The organism is Amycolatopsis thermophila, from assembly GCF_030814215.1.
In the GTDB taxonomy this organism is placed as follows: domain Bacteria; phylum Actinomycetota; class Actinomycetes; order Mycobacteriales; family Pseudonocardiaceae; genus Amycolatopsis_E; species Amycolatopsis_E thermophila.
The window spans coordinates 4,634,026-4,651,382 of record NZ_JAUSUT010000001.1 but is presented as its reverse complement, the minus strand read 5'-3'; the positions used below and the strand labels follow the sequence as shown (position 1 = coordinate 4,651,382).

Here is a 17,357-nt window from a genome sequence, read left to right as displayed (position 1 = left end):
ACGCGAAGAAGCGCGCCACGGAAGGGTTTTCCGTGGCGCGCTTGTTCGGGTTCAGCGGATCGGCAGCTTGCCCGTCACCAACCGGAGCGGGTTGCCGCCGGTGATCGGCGAGACCGCGCTCTCCTTGCCCGTGACGGCGCTGAGCACGCTGGGGGTGCCGCCCGCGCCCATCAGGCCGTTGACCGTCATGCCGACAGCCTTGAGCTGTGGCGTACCGACATCGGCCTGCGCGGCGCCCGTCCCGGCCAGAACCGCCGAGGCGGCCGCGAGACCCATGACACCAGCACGAAGTGTGCGCGACACTGAGCTTTCCTTCCCTCGGGACATCCGTTGTTCGACGAGGGGCAAAAGCTAGCCAGTTCCGGTGCCGGGCGCACGGCCTCGGCCACCCTTTCGAGTGGACATCGCGCGAAGTGCATTCGATGGTGGTCACCTCGGTTGCGTGCTCACTGACGGTAGCCGTGGCGTTCGGCGTTGCGCGCCGGCCCTGGCCGCCGGCCTGGACCTCGGCGATCTCGCCGTCGAGCACGACCTCGCCCAGCTCGATGGCGTCCTCGACCAGGCCCGGGAAGCGGCCCTGAGATCGGCCCCGGTGCAGGAGTGCACCAGCCCCGAGGGCACGTGAATCAGGCCGCGGAAGCCGTCCATCGTCGGTTCGAACCGCCAGCCGGGCCCACTCGGCAACGCCGCGGCGACCTCGGCCTCGGCTTGATGGGCGGTTCCGGCCGTGGCACGACATCATCGTCAGCCGGGCGGGTGTGTGCGCAGAGGTGCTCAACCGTCCGGGGAGACCGCTGAGGTGGAAACCTCAGGCCGCGTTTCGCAGGTCATCGCACTGCGGTGGCGCCCAGTCGCGCTGCGTCCCACTTCGAGACGACTCTGCAATTCTGGGCCCCTGGCCATCGAATCTCGGCCATTTCGCTGGCTGGCGGGGCCACTCACCGTCGAGGCGCCGCGACCGTGCCCTACCAGCGCAGATGCAGCCCCGCGGCACCGGCGTGGCGGCTCGCGCTGCGGGCGCGTCCCACGGCCCGTCCGCCCTAGGAGGTCTCGACGTCGCCCCGGTGAGATCGCCGGACGGCGTCGCGGGCGGGGTCGAGCTTGAGCATGTCCCTCACGCCCGGGTCGTCGGGTCGTGGTGTGGAGCCGGGCGGTCTGCAGGCGGCCCCGGGCCTCGGCGGCCGTGGCGTCCTCGAGTGGGCGAGACGGCGCACCGGCGTCCTCCCTCGCCGGCGGTGACGGGCGAGGGAGGACGTTCCGGTTCCGCGGCCTTGACCGGTCAGCCCAGCAGGCCGGGCCGCTCCCAGTCCTTGCCCAGCACGTGGTGGGCGAGGAACGCGAAGACCGTCGAGTACCAGACCTTCACGTGGTGCGGGGTGAGGATCCAGTGGTTCTCGTCCGGGAAGTAGAGGAACTTGTGCGGTGTCGAGCCGTCCTCGGCCGCCGAGCGGGACACCAGGTCCCACCACAGGCGCAGCCCCTCGCCGATCGGGACGCGGTAGTCCTTGTCGCCGTGGATGACCAGCATCGGGCTCGTGACCCGGTCGGCGAACCGGTGCGGGGAGTTGGCCTCGGCCATCTCGGGAGTCAGCTCGCGGCGCCAGTAGTACGACGCGTCGGTGGTCGGCCCGAACTGGTCCAGGGCCCACAGCGACGCGTGCGTGACGATCGCCTTGAAGCGATCGGTGTGCCCGGCGACCCAGTTGGCCATGTAGCCGCCGAACGAGCCGCCCATCGCCGCCGTGCGCGTCTCGTCCACGCCCGGGTGCCGCTCCGCCGCGTCGGTGATCGCCATCAGGTCGGTGAACGGTTCGGCGCCCCACGCGCCCCAGCCGCGGGCGATGAAGTCGCGGCCGTAGCCGGTCGAGATGCCCGGGTCGGGCAGCACCACCGCGTACCCCTGCGCGACGGCGAGCCACGGGTTCCACCGCCACTGCCAGGCGTTCCACGAGCCGAGCGGGCCGCCGTGGATCCACAGCAGCAGCGGCGCCGGTGACTGCGGCCCGGCGTCGCGCGGGAGCGCGAGCCACGCGCGCAGCGGCGTGCCGTCCTCGGCGGTCGCGGTCACCTCCTCCAGTCGGCCGGGGATCTCCGCGTCCAGGCCCAGCGCCTCGGCCGGCCCGGGCAGCGGGTGCACGCCCGAGCCGTCGAGCGCGACGCGCACCGGCGCCGGCGGGTGGTCGACCGCGGAGCGCAGCGCGTAGACCCACTGCCCGTCCGGCGAGACCCGCGGATCGGTGTAGGCGCCGTCGTCCGGGGTCAGGCGGGTGACCTCGCCGGTGGTGGCGTCGACGCGCCACAGCGGAGACCGGCCCTGGTCGTCGGCCGCGACCACGAACGCGGAGCCGTCCGGCAGCCACCGCGCCGCGTGCGGCCAGCGGTCCCAGTCGCGCGTGAGGGGCACCGGCTCGCCCCCGGCGAGCGGGACGACGGACATCCAGTAGTCGCCCGGGTCGTGCGGGGTGGAGCGCCGGTAGACCGCGATCGCGACCCGGGTTCCGTCCGGGGAGATCCGGGGCGACTCGTACTCGTGGCCGGCGTCGTCGGCGAGGACCCGGCGCTCACCGGTGGCCACGTCGATCGCGACGACCGTGGTGCGCCGCGAGCCGCCCTCCTCGGGCACCACCCAGGTGGTGACCACGGTGCGGCCGTCCGGCGCGACGTCCCAGGAGGCCTCGTCGTCGAGGGCGCCCCCGACGTGGCCGGTGAGATCCCGCAGATCGAGCCGGTCCTCCCCGGCGGGCACCCCGTCGGCGACGACCAGCCGGGTGCGGTCGGGCCCCAGGTCGTGGTCCCAGAAGCGGATGGGGTAGCTCTCGTGCAGGATCGCCGACACCCCGGCGTCCCTGCGGGCCTTGCGGACCTCGGCGTCGTGGTCGAGGCTCGTGGCCGAGGGCATCGCCGGCGCGCCGGCGAGCACGGTGCCGGCCTCCGCGGCGACCAGCACGCCGCCGATCCCGCCGGCGGGCGCCGCGACGACCCGCGCGTCGCCCCCGCCCGCGGGCTGCAGCCACAGGGCGCTCTTCGGGGCGTCCTCACCGTCGGCGGCGGAGTCCGGCCGCGCGGAGACGAACAGCAGGTCGCCGCCCGGGGTGAAGGCGGCGCCCGACTCGCCCTCGGCGCTGCGGGTCAGGCGCCGGGCGGGCCGCTCGCCCGCCGGGTCCACCTCCCACAGAGCCGTGGTGTAGCGGTTCTTCTTCAGGTCGGGCGTCGCGACGCCGACGACGAGTCGGCGGCCGTCCGGGGAGAGCACCAGCCCCGACAACCGCGGCAGGCGGACGTAGGCATCGAGGTCGGCGAAGGCATCGTCGGTCACTTCGCCTTCTTACCACCGATGCCCGACAGTTTTGCTCGTTTCCGCGCACCGGCGCCGGAAACGGCCGGAGCGAGCTCGGCCGCCCGGGCACGGGCCGGCAGGGTGCGCCGCTCGCGCAACGCGCTCTTCGCGGTAGGCGCCTGCCGGCGCAGGCGTCGAAGGCGTTGCGGGAGAAGGCGATCCGCACTACGTCGTCGTCGGCCTCGATTTCCGGACGGCGGCCGACGCGGCGGAGTTCCTGGAGCGCGAGGTCCGGTCGTCGCGGGAGGCGCCGCCGGCGTTGGACGGTGTCCCGCGCACCCGCCCGCCCGGCTTGTACACCGAGAGCAGCACCGCGATCAGCAGGCAGGACGGCGACACGATCGGTGGGAAGACCAGGTTGGGTTCCACGCCGGGCAGGCCGGCGAGCAGCGACCGCCCGTAGGCCGCGGCCTCCTCGGCGCCCGGCCGGAGCGCGACCAGCCCGAGCACGGTCAGCACGATGTTGAGCACCAGCTTGACGGCCACCCACCAGTACCGGACCAGCCCGTACCTGGTGCCCAGCCCGAGCACGATCCCGCTGCCCAGGCACAGCAGCCCGGCCACCAGCAGCGGCCAGAGGGTGAACACCCGCAGCGCCTGGTAGCACACGGCGGCCAGCGCGGGGTCGGTCGTGAGCATCGCGGTGAACACCAGCACCGCCAGCACCACGTCGATGCCGATCCAGGCTCCGGACGCCACGATGTGGGTCGCCAGCCAGGCTTTCCGTCCGCCCGCGGTCAGTCGCTTCATGCCCCCCACTGTCGGGGGCGCGAGGCCGTCACCGCGTCCGCCGAGGAGCGTGACCGGCGTCTACGCCGGGACGCGTACTCAGCCGAGCTTGCGGCCGAACAGCAGCTTCCACGGCATCAGCGCCGACTCCAGCTGCACGGCCAGGCTCATCTTCGACACGCCTTCCGCGCGCTCCTCGAAGCGGATGGGGATCTCGTCGATCCGCAGCCCCTGCTTCACGGTGCGGTAGTTCATCTCGACCTGGAAGGCGTAGCCGTTGCTGCGGATGGTGGAGATGTCGATGCGCCGCAACGTCTCGGCGCGCCACGCCTTGAACCCGGCCGTCGCGTCCTTGACGTGCAGCCGCAGGATCGCGTTGACGTAGAAGTTGGCCCACGCCGACAGCGCCTTGCGGTGCCAGCCCCACTCCCCGGCCAGCGAACCGCCCGCCACGTAACGGGATCCGAGCACCACGGCGGCGTCCGAAGTGGACAGCTTGTCGATCATCCGGGCAACCGCCTCGACCGGGTGGGACAGGTCGGCGTCCATCTGGATGACGATGTCGGCACCCTCGTCGAGCGCACGGGTGATGCCGGCGACGTAGGCGCGGCCGAGTCCGTCCTTTTCGGTCCGGTGCAGCACCGCGATGCGGTCGGGGTTCTCGGTGGCGAGCTTGTCCGCCACGTCGCCGGTGCCGTCCGGCGAGTTGTCGTCCACCACGAGCACGTGCAGATCGGGCAGGCCGAGGTCGGTGAGCTGGCCGACGAGGCGGGGCAGGTTGTCCCGCTCGTTGTAGGTCGGGACGACGACCGTGACCTTCGGGGAGCTCTCTCCCATGATCAAATCCTTCGTGCGGTGTGGCGGTTCGGCATGGAACGGTATCGCACCCGGTTTCGCACCTCTTCCGGGTAACGGGGACACCGTTTCCGGGGGCGGTCGGCGGGTACGACGAACCGGGGACGGTCTCGCGCGTCTGGATGGGGGGAGGGGCACGCCCACGTCGCGGGGAGGGAGGGCAGCATGCGGAGCAGCCGTGGGCCGCTGCTGGTCCTCGTCCTCGCCGTCGTCGTGGTCGTCGCGGTGGTCGGGTGGATCGTGCTGGCCGGGCGTCCGGCGCCGAAGCCGGGGTGCACGGTGTCCACCGCCGGCGGCGAGAGCTTCCGCCTCACCGTCGAGCAGGCCCGCAACGCCGCCACGATCGCCGCCGTGGGGCGGCGGCTGGGCATGCCCGACCACGCGGTGACCGTCGCACTGGCCACGGCGATGCAGGAGTCGGGGCTGCGGAACCTGCCGGGCGGGGACCGTGATTCGGCGGGCCTGTTCCAGCAGCGACCGAGCCAGGGATGGGGCACGTACGACGAGGTGACGGACCCGCTGTACGCCGCGGCGGCGTTCTTCGAGCGACTGCGGGACCAGCCGGGGTGGGCGACGATGCCGGTCACGCAGGCGGCGCAGCTGGTGCAGCGGTCGGCGCTGCCCGAGGCCTACGCCCAGTGGGAGCCGCTGGCGCGGACCGCCGCCGGGGCGCTGACGGGTGGCACGCCGCAGGCCCTGACCTGCTCGAACCTGACGCTCGGCGCACCGGAGGCGGACATCGTGCCGGTCGCCGACGCCGAGCTGGGGACGGCGGTGCTGAGCGGCCCGCACCCCGCGGCCGAGGGCTGGGCGTACGCGAGCTGGCTGGTCGCGAACGCGACGCGCTTCGCCGTGGACGGCGTCACGTTCGACGGCGTGACCTGGACGGCGGAGTCCGGGGGCTGGACGCCGACCGGCCCGCGGGACGGCGTGCTGAGCCTGCACCGCGCCACCGCGCAGTAACACCTCCGCGCGGCTCCCGGCCACGGCGACCAGCCCACGCGGCCACCCAACTCCGCAGGTACTTCACGATTCATATTTTCGGAAGGCAAATGACTAGAATCCCGCCGTGACCGATGACCTCCTGCCCCGCGCCGCGGAGCTGGCCCGGGACTTCCGTGCGGACCTGGCCGGCCGCCCGGTGTTCCCCCACGACCTCGACCCCGCCGCGGTCCGCACCGCGCTCGGTGACCTCCCGGACGGCTCCACCGCGCCCGCCACCGTCCTGGAGCAGCTCCGCACCGCGGTCGAACCCGCGCTCGTCGCCAGCGCCGGACCGCGCTACTTCGGCTTCGTCACCGGCGGCGCGCTGGAGGCCGCCGCGGCCGCGGACATCCTCACCACCGGCTGGGACCAGAACGGTTTCAACCCGCTCACCTCCCCCGCCGCGGCCCTGGCCGAGGAGGTCGCCGGCACGTGGCTCAAGGACCTGTTCGGGCTGCCGCCGACCGCGTCCTTCGGGTTCGTCACCGGTGGCCAGGGCGGCAACACCGTCTGCCTGGCCGCCGCCCGCCACGCCGTGCTCGAGCGGGCCGGCTGGGACGTCGAGACCCGGGGCCTGCACGGCGCACCGCCGGTCCGGGTGTTCGCCGGCAGCGGCCGCCACGCGACGATCGACCGCGCACTGCGCCTGCTCGGCCTCGGCACGCAGTCGCTCGCCGAGGTGCCGACCTCCCCCGACGGCGCCATCGACGTGCCCGCACTGCGCGCCGCACTGTCCACTGCGGACGGACCGGCCATCGTGTGCCTGCAGGCCGGCGAGGTGAACACCGGCGCCTTCGACGACTTCCCCGCGGCGATCGCCGCCGCCCGGCAGCACGACGCCTGGGTGCACGTCGACGGCGCCTTCGGGCTGTGGGCCGCGGCCTGCCCGGCGCTGCGGCACCTGACCGACGGCATGGCCGGGGCCGACTCGTGGTCCGCGGACGGCCACAAGTGGCTCAACGTCCCCTACGACAGCGGTTACGCGTTCTGCGCGCACCCCGCCGCGCACGTGGCCGCGACCTCCTACACCGCCGCCTACCTCGTCGGCGACTCCCCGGAAACCCTGCGCTCGCCGGGCGACCACGTCCTGGAGTCCTCCCGCCGGGCCCGTGGGTTCACCACCTGGGCGGCGCTGCGGCAGCTCGGCCGGCAGGGCGTCGCGGACCTGGTCGAACGGAACTGCGCCCTCGCCCGCCGGTTCGCCGCGCAGCTGTCCGACGCCGGCGCGGACATCGTCAACGACGTGGTCCTCAACCAGGTTCTCGTGGGCTTCGGCGACGACACCCCGCGCGTGCTGGAGGCGGTGCAGCGGTCCGGCGAGTGCTGGATGGGCGGCACCACGTGGCAGGGCCGCAGACTGATGCGCATCTCGGTGTCGAACTGGCAGACGACCGAGGCCGACGTGGACCGCAGCGTGGCCGCGATCCGCACCGCGTGGCGGGCGGTTCAGACCCGCTGAGCCAGCACCGCGAACATCGTCACGGACATGTGGAAGTCGCCGCGGGCGGCGCCGTCGGCGAGGTCGGCCATGAGCCGGTCACCCCGCTCGCGCGTGACCACGCCGCCGCCGACCGCGGTGTCGACCATCATCGGCAGCAGCGTGTCGCGCACCGGTTCCCAGTCCGAGATCAGCGCCTGCGAACCGCGGTCGCGGACTGTCAGGCCGGCGCCGGACAGCCATCCGGCGAGCTTGCGGCCCGCGGCGGGTTGGGCGGTCCGCCCGAGCATGCCGTCCAGCATCGCCCGCACGGTTCCCGGGTCACCGGGGTGCAGCAGCCCGGTCGCCCAGTCGGTGTCGACCAGCACGACCCGCCCGCCGGGCCGCAGGACGCGCGCGATCTCGGCCACGGCGGACACGGGGTCGGTCAGGTGCTGGAAGACCCGTTCGCAGAGCACCGCGTCGAGGCTCGCGTCGGCGAAGGGCAGCGCGTAGACGTCGCCGGGCACGAAGCGGGCGGGTGACCCGGCGGCGCGCTCGCGCGCCAGACCGAGCATGCCCTCATTGGGGTCGAGCCCGATGGCCTCACCACCGGGTCCGACGGCGGCCGCGAGCACCTGGACCTCCGACCCGGTCCCGCAGCCGATCTCCAGGGCCCGTTCCCCCGGCCGGACGGCGAGCGCGTCATGCGCCCACGCGCGCAACCGCTGAACACCGGGGGTCGCGGCCTGCGAGTCGAGGATCTCGGCCAGGCGCGCGACGACGGCCGGGTCGGTCGAGCCGGTGCGGAACGTGCTCTGGGTGTCCACCACGAGCGGAATGCTAGTCCCGCGCGGTCGCCGCCACGACGAGATTCGGCAGCTGCCGACCCGGGCAGGGCACCGGGCGGGCGGCCGGCAGGGCCGCCCGCCCGGGTCAGTGGTGGTACTGGTGGACGACCGCGTGGCCCCGGCCGCGCCCGATCATCCACTTGTTGACCGGTGTCGTCAGCACGAACGCCACCGCCAGCGAGCCGGCCAGCGAGGCCCAGAACAGCCAGCTGTCCAGGCCCGCGTCCATCGCGCCCGGAACCGCGAGAACGACCAGGTTGTCGACGATCTCCATCACCACGATCGAGACGGTGTCGGCGGCCAGCGCCACCTTCAGCGCGTCGCGGAAGGGCAGGCCGGCGCGCAGGACGCCGCGCATGGTGAGCGAGTAGCCGAACACGAACGCCAGGGCGATGGCGAGCACCACTGTCGCGAGGTTGCCGAACTCCAGCGCGGTGCCGATGACCATGCCGAGCACCTCGCCGATGGCGCAGCCGGTGAGGCAGTGCAGCGTCGCCTGCGCCGCGGTCGCCCAGGTGGCGGTGCGCGCCGTGAGCTGGTGAGTCGAGTGGTCCATCAGGCACTCCCTCCGTTTCTATACCCCCTAGGGGTATAGACAGAGAAGATAACCCGGTCCGCCCGATTCCGCAATCACCGGCGGGCGGCGCGCACCGACTGGGCGATCACCGCGAGCACGGCCAGGCCGGCGACGGCGAACCCGTAGACGATCGCGGTGGGCCGCAGGCCCGCGGAGGTCGCGGCGAAACCGGCGATGACGGCGGGCACGCTGAACGCGAGGTAGGCGACGACGTAGACGACGGCGAACAGCTCCCCGCGTTCGGCCGGCGCCGCGAGCCGCGCCAGGGTTCCGAAACTGGCCAGCGCGGACGCGCCGAACCCGATACCGGCCACGACGGTGCCGGCCAGCGCGGCGGCGACGACGCCCGACAGCACCCCGGCGAGCGTGATCCCCATCCCCACCGCCAGCAACGCGGCACCGGCCTGCAGGACACCCCCGACCGGTGCGGACCGCAGCGCCAGCGAGGTCAGGGCGCCGGTGCCGCACAGCAGGGTCACGACGAGTCCGCCGACGAGGTGGTTGGTGAGCCCGAACAGCCCGGCCGCCACCGACGGCCCGAGCGACAGGTAGAGGCCGCCCAGCGCCCAGCTGGAGATCAGGATCGGAACCAGGGCGAACAGGTCGGGGCGCAGCCGGGCCGGGACGCCGAGCCGCGGGGTGAGCGAGGCGAGCGCGCCGGGACGGCGGGCCGAGGTCTCGGGCAGGCCGGCGGTCAGCAGCAGCGCGACGACCATTCCGGCGAGGAGCAGCACGTAGACCAGGTGCGTGGGCGCGGGCGCGAACTGGACGAGCGCCCCGCAACCCAGGGCGCCGAGCGCGAGACCGCTCGTGGGCGCGACACTGCTGATCACGCCCGCGCGACCGGGAGCGTGCGGCGGGTTGAGGTCGACCAGGGTCGCGCCCAGCACCGACATCGCCGCACCCGTCGCGATGCCCTGCACCACACGGGCCGCGAACAGCGCGGAGACGTCCCCGGCCAGGAGGAACAGCACGAGCGACACGGCCTCACCGACGATGGCCGCGGCCAGCACCGGCCGTCGTCCGACGTGGTCGGACAGAGCGCCGACGACCAGCAGCGACGCGATCAACCCCAGGACGTACACCGCGAAGACCACGGTGAGCGTCATCGACGAGAAGCCCCATTCCTGCTGGTAGACGACGTAGAGCGGGGACGGCACGCTGGAGGCGGCCATGAACAGCACGAAGATCACCGCGACCGCCGCGAACGCGACCGGGTGCGGTAGGCGCCGTGATCTCGGGACGACCGCGCCGGCGGCGAGGGCGGGGGAACCGGACATCAACACTCCTCAAAAAGCAATGATCGATGCGTTAGGTCGACCATAGCGCAAACGCAACGATCGATGCGATAATTTGTGGCATGCCCGTCGCGACAAGCACAGCCCGGCCCGGTGGCCGCTCCGCACGGGTGCGCGCCGCCGTGCACCGCGCCGTCCAGGAGTTCCTCGCCGGCAACCCGGCCGAGACGATGACGCTGCCCCTGATCGCCGGCCGTGCCGGCGTCCACCCGACGACCCTGTACCGGAAATGGGGAACGGTCGCGGACCTGATGGCCGACGTCGCGAGCAGCCGGTTCAGCGGCGACATCGTGGTGCCGGACACCGGTTCGCTGCGCGAGGACCTGCGCCGGTGGGCGCGCGACGTGGCGACCGACCTCGCCGACCCCGACGTCCTGGCGGTGATGCGCGCCGCCATCGGATCCGGCCCGCAGGGCGGGTGCGCCTGCACGGCCGACCGGCACGCGCAGCTCACCGCCATCCTCGACCGGGAACGCGCGCGCGGCGGCACCGCCCCGGAGACCGCGCACGCGGCGGACGTCCTGCTCGGGCCGCTCTACTACCGGGCGATCTTCGCAGGTCAGCCCGCGGATCCCAGCTGGACCGAGGAACTGGTGGACGCACTGCTCAAGTAAGGCGGTTGCGGCCCGTTACCTGCGTGAGTAATTTGTTACTCATGCAAGTAATCAAGGATGTGCAGCCGGACCTCGGGCTCAGTCCCGCGGAAGAGGCGCGGCGAGCGCAGATCATCGCCGCGACGATGGCGACGATGGCTGAGCTGGGGTACCGGCGGACGTCGTACGCGCGGATCAAGGAGCGGGCCGGGCTGAGCAGCACGCGCCTGATCGGCTACCACTTCGGCACGAAGGCCGCGCTGATCCAGGCCGTCGTGACGACCGCGATGAGCATCCGGGACCGCTACCTGGAGGAGCGGGCCGGCGGCACCACCGACCGCGCCGGGATGCTGCGCGCGTTGATCGAAACGGAGGTCACGTTCGTCCGCGACCACCCCGAGTGCGTGCGGGTGCTGCGCGAGGTGGCCGCGAACGCCGACGACGCGGACGGCTGGCCGGTCGCCGGGCCGCTGCTGCGCGGTTTCCGGATCGGCCGCATCGAGCGGCTGCTGATCCAGGGACAACGGGAAGGGGCGTTCGGGGAGTTCGCGCCCGACGTCGCGGCCCGCACGATCGCCCAGAGCATCGACGGCGCGGTCCAGGCCCACGACGAGGACCCCTCCCTGGACCTGGACACCTACGGCAGGCAGCTCGCGGACTTCTTCGAGCAGGCGGTGGCCGCCAAGCGCTGACCTCCCCCGCGGCGGCGGGCGGTGGGATGCGCGGGAAGCCGAGGACCGGGCTGTGACCGGGCCCAGGTCAGGTCCGCCGCCATCTCTATGTCCACATCGGACAGCTGGTCCGCCGGCACGGCCTTGCGCAGCCGGCCTTCTTCCCCTCCCCGGCGGCCGAACACGCCATCTCGACGCCCGTCACACCAGGAACGTGAACAGCGGGCTGTCCGGCGGCACCCGTTCGATGCGGTGCGGACCCGCGGACATGCGCTTCATCATCGGCTCGAGGTTCTCCGGCGCGCCGAGCTCGATGCCGACGAGCGCGGGGCCCGTCTCGCGGTTGTTGCGCTTGACGTACTCGAAGAGGGTGATGTCGTCGTCGGGGCCGAGGACGTCGTCGAGGAAGCGCCGCAGCGCCCCGGGCTCCTGCGGGAACTCGACGAGGAAGTAGTGCTTGCGCCCCTCGAAGATCAGCGCGCGCTCGACGACCTCGGCGTAGCGGCTGACGTCGTTGTTGCCGCCGGAGACGATGCACAGCACCGTCGAGCCGGGCTCGAGACCGAGGTCCGGCCCGAGCGCGGCCGGTGAGAGCGCGCCCGCGGGTTCGGCGATGACGCCGTCGGACTGGTACAGGTCGAGCATTTCGACGCAGATCTTGCCCTCGGGCACGGCCACCATGTCCGGCCGGCGCTCGGCGGCCAGCGCGTAGGTGTGCTCCCCGACCAGGCGGACGGCGGCGCCGTCGACGAACGGGTCGACGGTGTCCATCGCGACCGGCCCGCCGTGTTCGAGCGCGAGGGCCATGCTGGCCGCGCCCTGCGGCTCGGCGCCGATCACCCGCACCTCGGGGTGGGTCTCGCGCAGCCAGGCGATCGTCCCGGCGAGCAGGCCGCCGCCGCCGACGGGCACCACCACCGCGTCGGGCGCGCGGCCCAGCTGCTCGATGGCCTCCTTGACGACCGTGCCCTGCCCGGCGATGGTGCGCGGGTCGTCGAACGCCGGGATCAACGTGGTGCCGGTGCTCGTGGCGTACTGCTGGGCCGCGGCGGCCGCGTCGTCGTAGGTGTCGCCGTGCACCACGATCTGGACGTGCTCGCCGCCCAGGCGCGCGACCCGGTCCCGCTTCTGCCGCGGGGTGGTGCGCGGCAGGTAGACGCGGGCGAGGACGCCGAGCGCGGCGGAGGCGAACGCAACACCCTGCGCGTGGTTGCCGGCGCTGGCGCACACGACACCACGGGCGCGTTCCTCGGGTGAGAGCTGGCTCACGAGGTTGTACGCGCCACGCCCCTTGTAGGAGCGGACGGCGCTGAGGTCTTCGCGCTTGAGCCAGACGTCGACGCCGTGCCGCTGCGAAAGCCGTTCGTTGCGGTGCAGAGGTGTCGGCTGGATCACCCCGGCGAACCGGGCGGCAGCCATCGCCACGTCGGCCGCCCGCACCGGGCTGGACCCGTTACCCACGACTTCGTTCCTCCTGTCGGCGTAGACGTCATTCGTACCAAAGTGGTGCCGGGCACCCGCACCCGGCGCGGCCGGTGCCCGATAATGCGGACCGTGGGTGCGGAGCAGCTGGTGGAGGAGTACGGCCCGGCGTGGTCGCCGGGGCCGTTCGAGCGGGGCACCGACGGACCGCACGTGGTGCTGGCGGGGGTGGACGGCTCCCCCGCCGCGTCGCGGGCGGGTGCCTACGCGGCCGGGCTCGCGCGACGGCAGCGGTCGCGGCTGGTGGTCGTGTACGTGCTGGCGCCGGCGGCGTGGACGGGCATGGCGACCGGCTACCTCGCGGCCGCCCAGGAGGAGGCCTACGAGGCGACGATCGAGGAGATGCGCAAGCCGATCCGCGCACTGGCCGACGAGGCGCGGATGCCGATCACGTTCATCGTCCGCCGGGGCGACGCGTTCGCGGAACTGCGCCGGGCGGCGGTGGAGCTGCACGCGGACCTCGTCGTGGTGGGCGCGTCGGAGAGCCGGGGGCACCGCATAGTCGGCTCCGTGGCGAACCGCCTGGTGCGAGCCGGTCTCTGGCCGGTGACCGTGGTGCCCTGATCGCGCACGCCGCCGCGGCTACGCGCAGCGATGCGATCGGGCACCTGCCGGAACACCCCACCACCGCAGCGCGCAGCCACCGCCGCCGGGCACGCTCACCGGGGCGCCCCACCACGCACCAGCCCCGCCGTCACGCCGCGGCGATGCGATCCAGCGCCTGCTCGAACACCCACTACCGAAGCGCGCAGCCGCCGCTCACCGGGCACTCACCGGGGCACCCCACCACGCACCAGCCCCGCCGTCACGCCGCGGCGATGCGATCCAGCGCCTGCTCGAACAGCCCCACCGCGGCGGTGTGCAGGCGCCGGCCGGTCTCGTGGGGCGCCTTGCCCGCCCACGCCCGCGCGTGCGTGCCCTCCAGGATGATCCCCAGCTTGAAGCACGCCAGCACCACGTACCAGTCGATCGCCGACAGGTCCCGTTCCGACCGGGCCGCGTAGCGGGCGATGATCTCGTCCTCGCCGGCGAGGCCGGCGGCCGTCGCCAGGCCCTGCCACCCGAGCGCGCCCCGGGTGCCGGGCCAGGTGGCCAGCAGCCACCCCAGGTCGAGCAGCGGGTCGCCGATCGTGCTCATCTCCCAGTCCACGATCGCCGCCACCGTGGCGTCCGCGCGCGAGAACATCACGTTCGCCAGGTGGAAGTCGCCGTGCAGGATCCCCGGTGACCACCGCCGCGGGACGCACGCGCCCAGCCACTCCGCGACCGCCTCCACACCGGGCAGCTCCGGCCCCGGATAGGACCCGCGGTAGGAGTCCAGTTCGGCCAGCCACCGCGGCACCTGCCGGTCCAGGAACCCGTGCGGGCGCCCGAAATCGCCGAGCCCGACCGCCTCGTGGTCGACCGCGCCCAGCGCCGCGAGCGCATCCGCCATCGCCAGGCCCATCGCGTGCCGCAGGCCGGGCCGGGACGCGTGCGGCTCGGGCAGCTCGACCGTCGCGTTGAACCCGTCCACCGGCTCCATCAGGTAGAACACCGCGCCCGGCCACACGGTCTCCTCCGGGCACGCCGCGATCAGCGCCGGATGCGGGACCGCCGTGCCGGACAGCGCGTCCAGCACCCGCATCTCCCGCCGCAACGCGTCGTTGCTGCCCGCCCGCCGGTGCCGGGGCCCGCTGCGCAACACGTACGCCCGGCCACCTCGGCGGAAGGAGAACATCCGGTTCTGCGTGCCGCCCGCGATCGGCGCCAGGTCCTCGACCGGCCCGCCCGGCAACCCCCGCGCGTCCATCCACGCGGCCAGCGCGTCCAGCTCGCTCGCCGACAACACGAGGCACGATTATGCCAGCGAACCGAAGAACTTCCGGACATCTCCGGCGAACAGCTCCGGCACCTCCATCGCCGCGAAGTGGCCGCCCCGGTCGAACTCGCTCCAGTGCCGGATGTCGAACAGCCGCTCGGCGACCGGGCGCACGGACAGGGTGATGTCGTGCGCGAACACCGCCACCCCGACCGGCGCCGGGCACGGCGGCCGCCCGCCGTAGGAGCTCTCCTTCGCCAGCCGCGCCGACGATCCCGCCGTGCCGGTGAGCCAGTACAGCATCACGTCGGTCAGCAGCCGGTCGTCGGGGATTCGCGACGCCGGGTCCGTCCACCTCGCGAACCGCTCGGCGATCCAGGCGAGCTGGCCGACCGCGGAATCGGTGAGGGCGTAGGCGAGCGTCTGGGGTGTGGTCATGTGCAGGACCTGGTAGCCCGGCCGGTTCGCGGCGTACGCCGTGGTGTGGGCCAGCCGCCGTTCGTCCTCTGCGGACAGTCCGGTGATCCCGCCCGGCGGCGGTGGGGTGGGCAGGTAGTTCAGGTGCACCCCGGCCACCTGGTCCGGGGCGACCGCGGCCAGTGCGGTCGAGATCCCCGATCCCCAGTCGCCGCCCTGGGCGCCGTAGCGCCGGTATCCCAGGCGCCGCATCAGTTCCGCCCACGCGCGCGCCACCCGGGTGGTGTCCCAGCCCCGGTCCCGGGTCGGGCCGGAGAACCCGAACCCGGGGATCGACGGGATCACCAGGTGGAACTCCCGCGACAGGGGCTCGATCACGTCCAGGAACTCGGTGAACGAGCCGGGCCAGCCGTGGGTCAGGATCAGCGGCAGGGCGTCCGCCGCCGGCGACCGCACGTGCACGTAGTGCACGGTCTGCCCGTCGATCTCGTCGACGAACTGCGGCAGGGCGTTCAGCGCCGCCTCCTGCGCGCGCCAGTCGTAGCCGTGACGCCAGCGCCCGGCCAGCTCGCGGACGCGGGCGAGCGGGATGCCGTACTCCCAGCCCGCGCCGGGCAGCTCGTCGGGCCAGCGGACGCGATCCAGCCGGGCGGCCAGGTCGTCGAGCGCGGCCTGCGGGATGTCGATGCGGAACGGTTTCCCAGTCATGCCCGCAACGTTAGTCCGACTAACGTTAGTCCGTCAAATGATTCGGACGACGAACGGTTCGGCTACACTCCGCGCATGGACACCGCCCCGGAGCGCCTGCGGACCCTGCCCAGCTGGCTGATCACCCAGACCGCCCACCACGCGCACCGCCTCGTCAGCGAAGGCCTCGCCGAGGCCGGCGCCCGCGGCTACCACTACCGGCTGCTGGCCGCCTTGGAGGAGTCCGGCCCGGCGAGCCAGGCCACGCTGGGGCGGCGCAGCGCGATCCACCTGTCCGACCTGGTGGCGACGATCAACGAGCTCGCCGAGCGCGGCCTGGTGAGCCGCGAGCCCGATCCCGCGGACCGGCGGCGCAACGTCGTCACCATCACCGCGGCGGGCCGGCGCCAGCTCAAGCGGCTGGACAAGGAGATCACCCGCGTCCAGGACGACCTGCTCGCCCCGCTGACGGCCGCCGAGCGGGACCAGCTGACCGCCCTGCTGGGCCGGGTGCTCCGCCACCACACCGCGGGCGGGTGATCACGCGGGAACGCCCCGTATTGCGATCACCGTCACACGCTCGCCCGGTTTGCGTCCCGCTCGGCTGGGTAGCCCGTCCCGACCGTTGAGCAGACAGCGGAAGGAGCCCGCGCGTGACCGACTTCTGGATGGACAACGCCCTGCAACGGGTGTTGTCCCAGCCCACCGACATCCGCGCCCTGCGCGAGTCTGCGGCGGCGTTCCTGACCGGTTGCAGCGTCGAGACCATCACCGACGCCCTGCTCGTGGTCGACGCACTGGCCAGCACGGCCTACGACCAGGGCCGCGTGCCGGCCACGATCCGCCTCCTGCGCGAGGGCTCCCGCTCGGACTGGCTGCGGATCTCCCTCGCCGCGCCCGGCATCCAGCTGCCGGACACCGGCACCGGCTTCGGCACCGGTCTGCACGTCCTGACGACCTGCGCGGCCCTGTGGGGCCGCAGCGGCGACGGGGACCATGCGGCCCTCTGGGCGCATCTGCCGCTCACGGCTGCCGCGCCGGCCGTCCTTCCCGTAGCGTTTACCCATGGAGTCGCCCCTGATCACCGACCGGCTGGTCATCCGTGACTGGACGGTCGACGACGCGGAGGCCGCGCTGGCGATCTACGGCGCGGAAGAGGTCACGCACTGGCTGACCCCGGCGATGGACCGGGTCGGCGATGTCGCCGCGATGCGCGCCGTCCTGCAGGCCTGGCACGAGGCGCAGCCCAAGCTGCCGCCACCGCGCGGGCGGTGGGCGATGGAGCGCCGCGAGGACGGGCGGGTGATCGGCGGCCTGGGCATCCGGCTGCTGCCGCCGTTCGACGAGGACCTCGAGCTCAGCTGGCAGCTGCACCCGGACGCCTGGGGCCACGGGTACGCCACCGAGGGCAGCAAGGCGCTCATCGAGTGGGCGTTCACGCAGGACGCCGACGAGCTGTTCGCGGTCGCGCGGCCGAACAACATTCGGGCGATCGCGACGGCCAAGCGGCTGGGCATGCAGTGGGTCGGCGAGACCAGCAAGTACTACGACCTGCGGCTGCAGGTCTACCGCATCAGGCCCGGCGACCTGGCCGAACCGGCCGGGGCTTGACCGCCCGACTGAGCGCGCGCTTAACTGGCTGACGGGTCGACGTCGCC

Annotated in this window: 19 protein-coding genes; 9 read left to right on the top strand and 10 right to left on the bottom strand. The window is 73.4% G+C overall.

Annotated features, from left to right (window positions below):
- Window positions 1-51: 51 nt before the first annotated feature.
- Window positions 52-276, bottom strand: a complete 225-nt coding sequence (locus tag FB470_RS22785) for a hypothetical protein (protein ID WP_306994623.1) — start codon at window positions 274-276, stop codon at window positions 52-54.
- Between the two features lie 166 nt (window positions 277-442).
- On the opposite strand from FB470_RS22785, the gene FB470_RS22780 reads away from it, so the two are divergent.
- The gene (locus tag FB470_RS22780; RefSeq protein WP_306994621.1) at window positions 443-625 is read left to right on the top strand and encodes a hypothetical protein; all 183 of its coding nucleotides are present in this window, start codon (window positions 443-445) and stop codon (window positions 623-625) included.
- Between the two features lie 654 nt (window positions 626-1,279).
- Here FB470_RS22780 and FB470_RS22775 read toward each other — a convergent pair.
- The 3 genes from FB470_RS22775 to FB470_RS22765 all read right to left on the bottom strand — a co-directional run bounded on the left by FB470_RS22775 (window position 1,280) and on the right by FB470_RS22765 (window position 4,903).
- Window positions 1,280-3,316 carry a S9 family peptidase gene (locus tag FB470_RS22775; RefSeq protein ID WP_306994620.1) on the bottom strand — a complete coding sequence of 679 codons (2,037 nt, stop codon included), beginning with the start codon at window positions 3,314-3,316 and terminating at the stop codon, window positions 1,280-1,282.
- 186 nt (window positions 3,317-3,502) lie between these two features.
- Window positions 3,503-4,087: a hypothetical protein gene (locus tag FB470_RS22770; RefSeq protein ID WP_306994619.1), complete on the bottom strand. Its 585-nt coding sequence runs from the start codon at window positions 4,085-4,087 to the stop codon at window positions 3,503-3,505.
- Between the two features lie 78 nt (window positions 4,088-4,165).
- The gene (locus tag FB470_RS22765; protein WP_306994618.1) at window positions 4,166-4,903 is read right to left on the bottom strand and encodes a polyprenol monophosphomannose synthase; all 738 of its coding nucleotides are present in this window, start codon (window positions 4,901-4,903) and stop codon (window positions 4,166-4,168) included.
- A gap of 183 nt (window positions 4,904-5,086) precedes the next feature.
- Between FB470_RS22765 and FB470_RS22760 the strand changes: the two genes are divergently transcribed.
- Window positions 5,087-5,884: a hypothetical protein gene (locus tag FB470_RS22760; protein WP_306994616.1), complete on the top strand. Its 798-nt coding sequence runs from the start codon at window positions 5,087-5,089 to the stop codon at window positions 5,882-5,884.
- Between the two features lie 106 nt (window positions 5,885-5,990).
- Entirely contained in the window at window positions 5,991-7,364 is a 1,374-nt protein-coding gene (locus FB470_RS22755) for a pyridoxal phosphate-dependent decarboxylase family protein (RefSeq protein ID WP_306994614.1), read from the top strand.
- Here the strand turns inward: FB470_RS22755 and FB470_RS22750 are convergent.
- The 3 genes from FB470_RS22750 to FB470_RS22740 all read right to left on the bottom strand — a co-directional run bounded on the left by FB470_RS22750 (window position 7,352) and on the right by FB470_RS22740 (window position 10,030).
- On the bottom strand, window positions 7,352-8,155 hold the full coding sequence (locus FB470_RS22750) for a methyltransferase domain-containing protein (protein ID WP_306994612.1): 804 nt from the start codon (window positions 8,153-8,155) through the stop codon (window positions 7,352-7,354). The genes FB470_RS22755 and FB470_RS22750 overlap by 13 nt on opposite strands.
- Window positions 8,156-8,258: 103 nt before the next feature.
- Window positions 8,259-8,729 (bottom strand): DUF4396 domain-containing protein, encoded by a 471-nt coding sequence (locus tag FB470_RS22745; RefSeq protein ID WP_306994610.1) that lies wholly within the window; start codon window positions 8,727-8,729, stop codon window positions 8,259-8,261.
- A gap of 74 nt (window positions 8,730-8,803) precedes the next feature.
- Window positions 8,804-10,030: an MFS transporter gene (locus tag FB470_RS22740; RefSeq protein ID WP_306994608.1), complete on the bottom strand. Its 1,227-nt coding sequence runs from the start codon at window positions 10,028-10,030 to the stop codon at window positions 8,804-8,806.
- An 80-nt stretch (window positions 10,031-10,110) separates the two neighbouring features.
- Here FB470_RS22740 and FB470_RS22735 point away from each other — a divergent pair, with 80 nt between their 5' ends.
- Together FB470_RS22735 and FB470_RS22730 are read left to right on the top strand one after the other, a co-directional pair.
- Entirely contained in the window at window positions 10,111-10,662 is a 552-nt protein-coding gene (locus tag FB470_RS22735) for a TetR-like C-terminal domain-containing protein (protein WP_306994606.1), read from the top strand.
- Between the two features lie 41 nt (window positions 10,663-10,703).
- A complete protein-coding gene (locus tag FB470_RS22730) occupies window positions 10,704-11,333 on the top strand; it encodes a TetR/AcrR family transcriptional regulator (protein WP_306994604.1) in 630 nt (209 codons plus the stop codon).
- Window positions 11,334-11,513: 180 nt separating this feature from the next.
- Here FB470_RS22730 and ilvA read toward each other — a convergent pair whose 3' ends face one another.
- Window positions 11,514-12,752 (bottom strand): threonine ammonia-lyase IlvA, encoded by a 1,239-nt coding sequence (ilvA, locus tag FB470_RS22725; RefSeq protein WP_306999432.1) that lies wholly within the window; start codon window positions 12,750-12,752, stop codon window positions 11,514-11,516.
- A gap of 114 nt (window positions 12,753-12,866) precedes the next feature.
- On the opposite strand from ilvA, the gene FB470_RS22720 reads away from it, so the two are divergent.
- A complete protein-coding gene (locus FB470_RS22720) occupies window positions 12,867-13,358 on the top strand; it encodes a universal stress protein (protein WP_306994603.1) in 492 nt (163 codons plus the stop codon).
- Window positions 13,359-13,599: 241 nt separating this feature from the next.
- On the opposite strand, the gene FB470_RS22715 is transcribed toward FB470_RS22720, so the two are convergent.
- Entirely contained in the window at window positions 13,600-14,625 is a 1,026-nt protein-coding gene (locus FB470_RS22715) for a phosphotransferase family protein (RefSeq protein ID WP_306994601.1), read from the bottom strand.
- A 9-nt stretch (window positions 14,626-14,634) separates the two neighbouring features.
- A complete protein-coding gene (locus FB470_RS22710; RefSeq protein ID WP_306994599.1) occupies window positions 14,635-15,720 on the bottom strand; it encodes an epoxide hydrolase family protein in 1,086 nt (361 codons plus the stop codon).
- Between the two features lie 75 nt (window positions 15,721-15,795).
- Between FB470_RS22710 and FB470_RS22705 the strand changes: the two genes are divergently transcribed.
- From FB470_RS22705 to FB470_RS22695, 3 genes are all read left to right on the top strand, one after another.
- Window positions 15,796-16,239 carry a MarR family winged helix-turn-helix transcriptional regulator gene (locus FB470_RS22705; protein WP_306994597.1) on the top strand — a complete coding sequence of 148 codons (444 nt, stop codon included), beginning with the start codon at window positions 15,796-15,798 and terminating at the stop codon, window positions 16,237-16,239.
- Window positions 16,240-16,352: 113 nt separating this feature from the next.
- Window positions 16,353-16,805 (top strand): hypothetical protein, encoded by a 453-nt coding sequence (locus FB470_RS22700; RefSeq protein ID WP_306994596.1) that lies wholly within the window; start codon window positions 16,353-16,355, stop codon window positions 16,803-16,805.
- Entirely contained in the window at window positions 16,765-17,310 is a 546-nt protein-coding gene (locus FB470_RS22695) for a GNAT family N-acetyltransferase (RefSeq protein ID WP_306994594.1), read from the top strand. The genes FB470_RS22700 and FB470_RS22695 overlap by 41 nt, the downstream gene beginning before the upstream one ends.
- The last annotated feature ends 47 nt before the right edge of the window (window positions 17,311-17,357 follow it).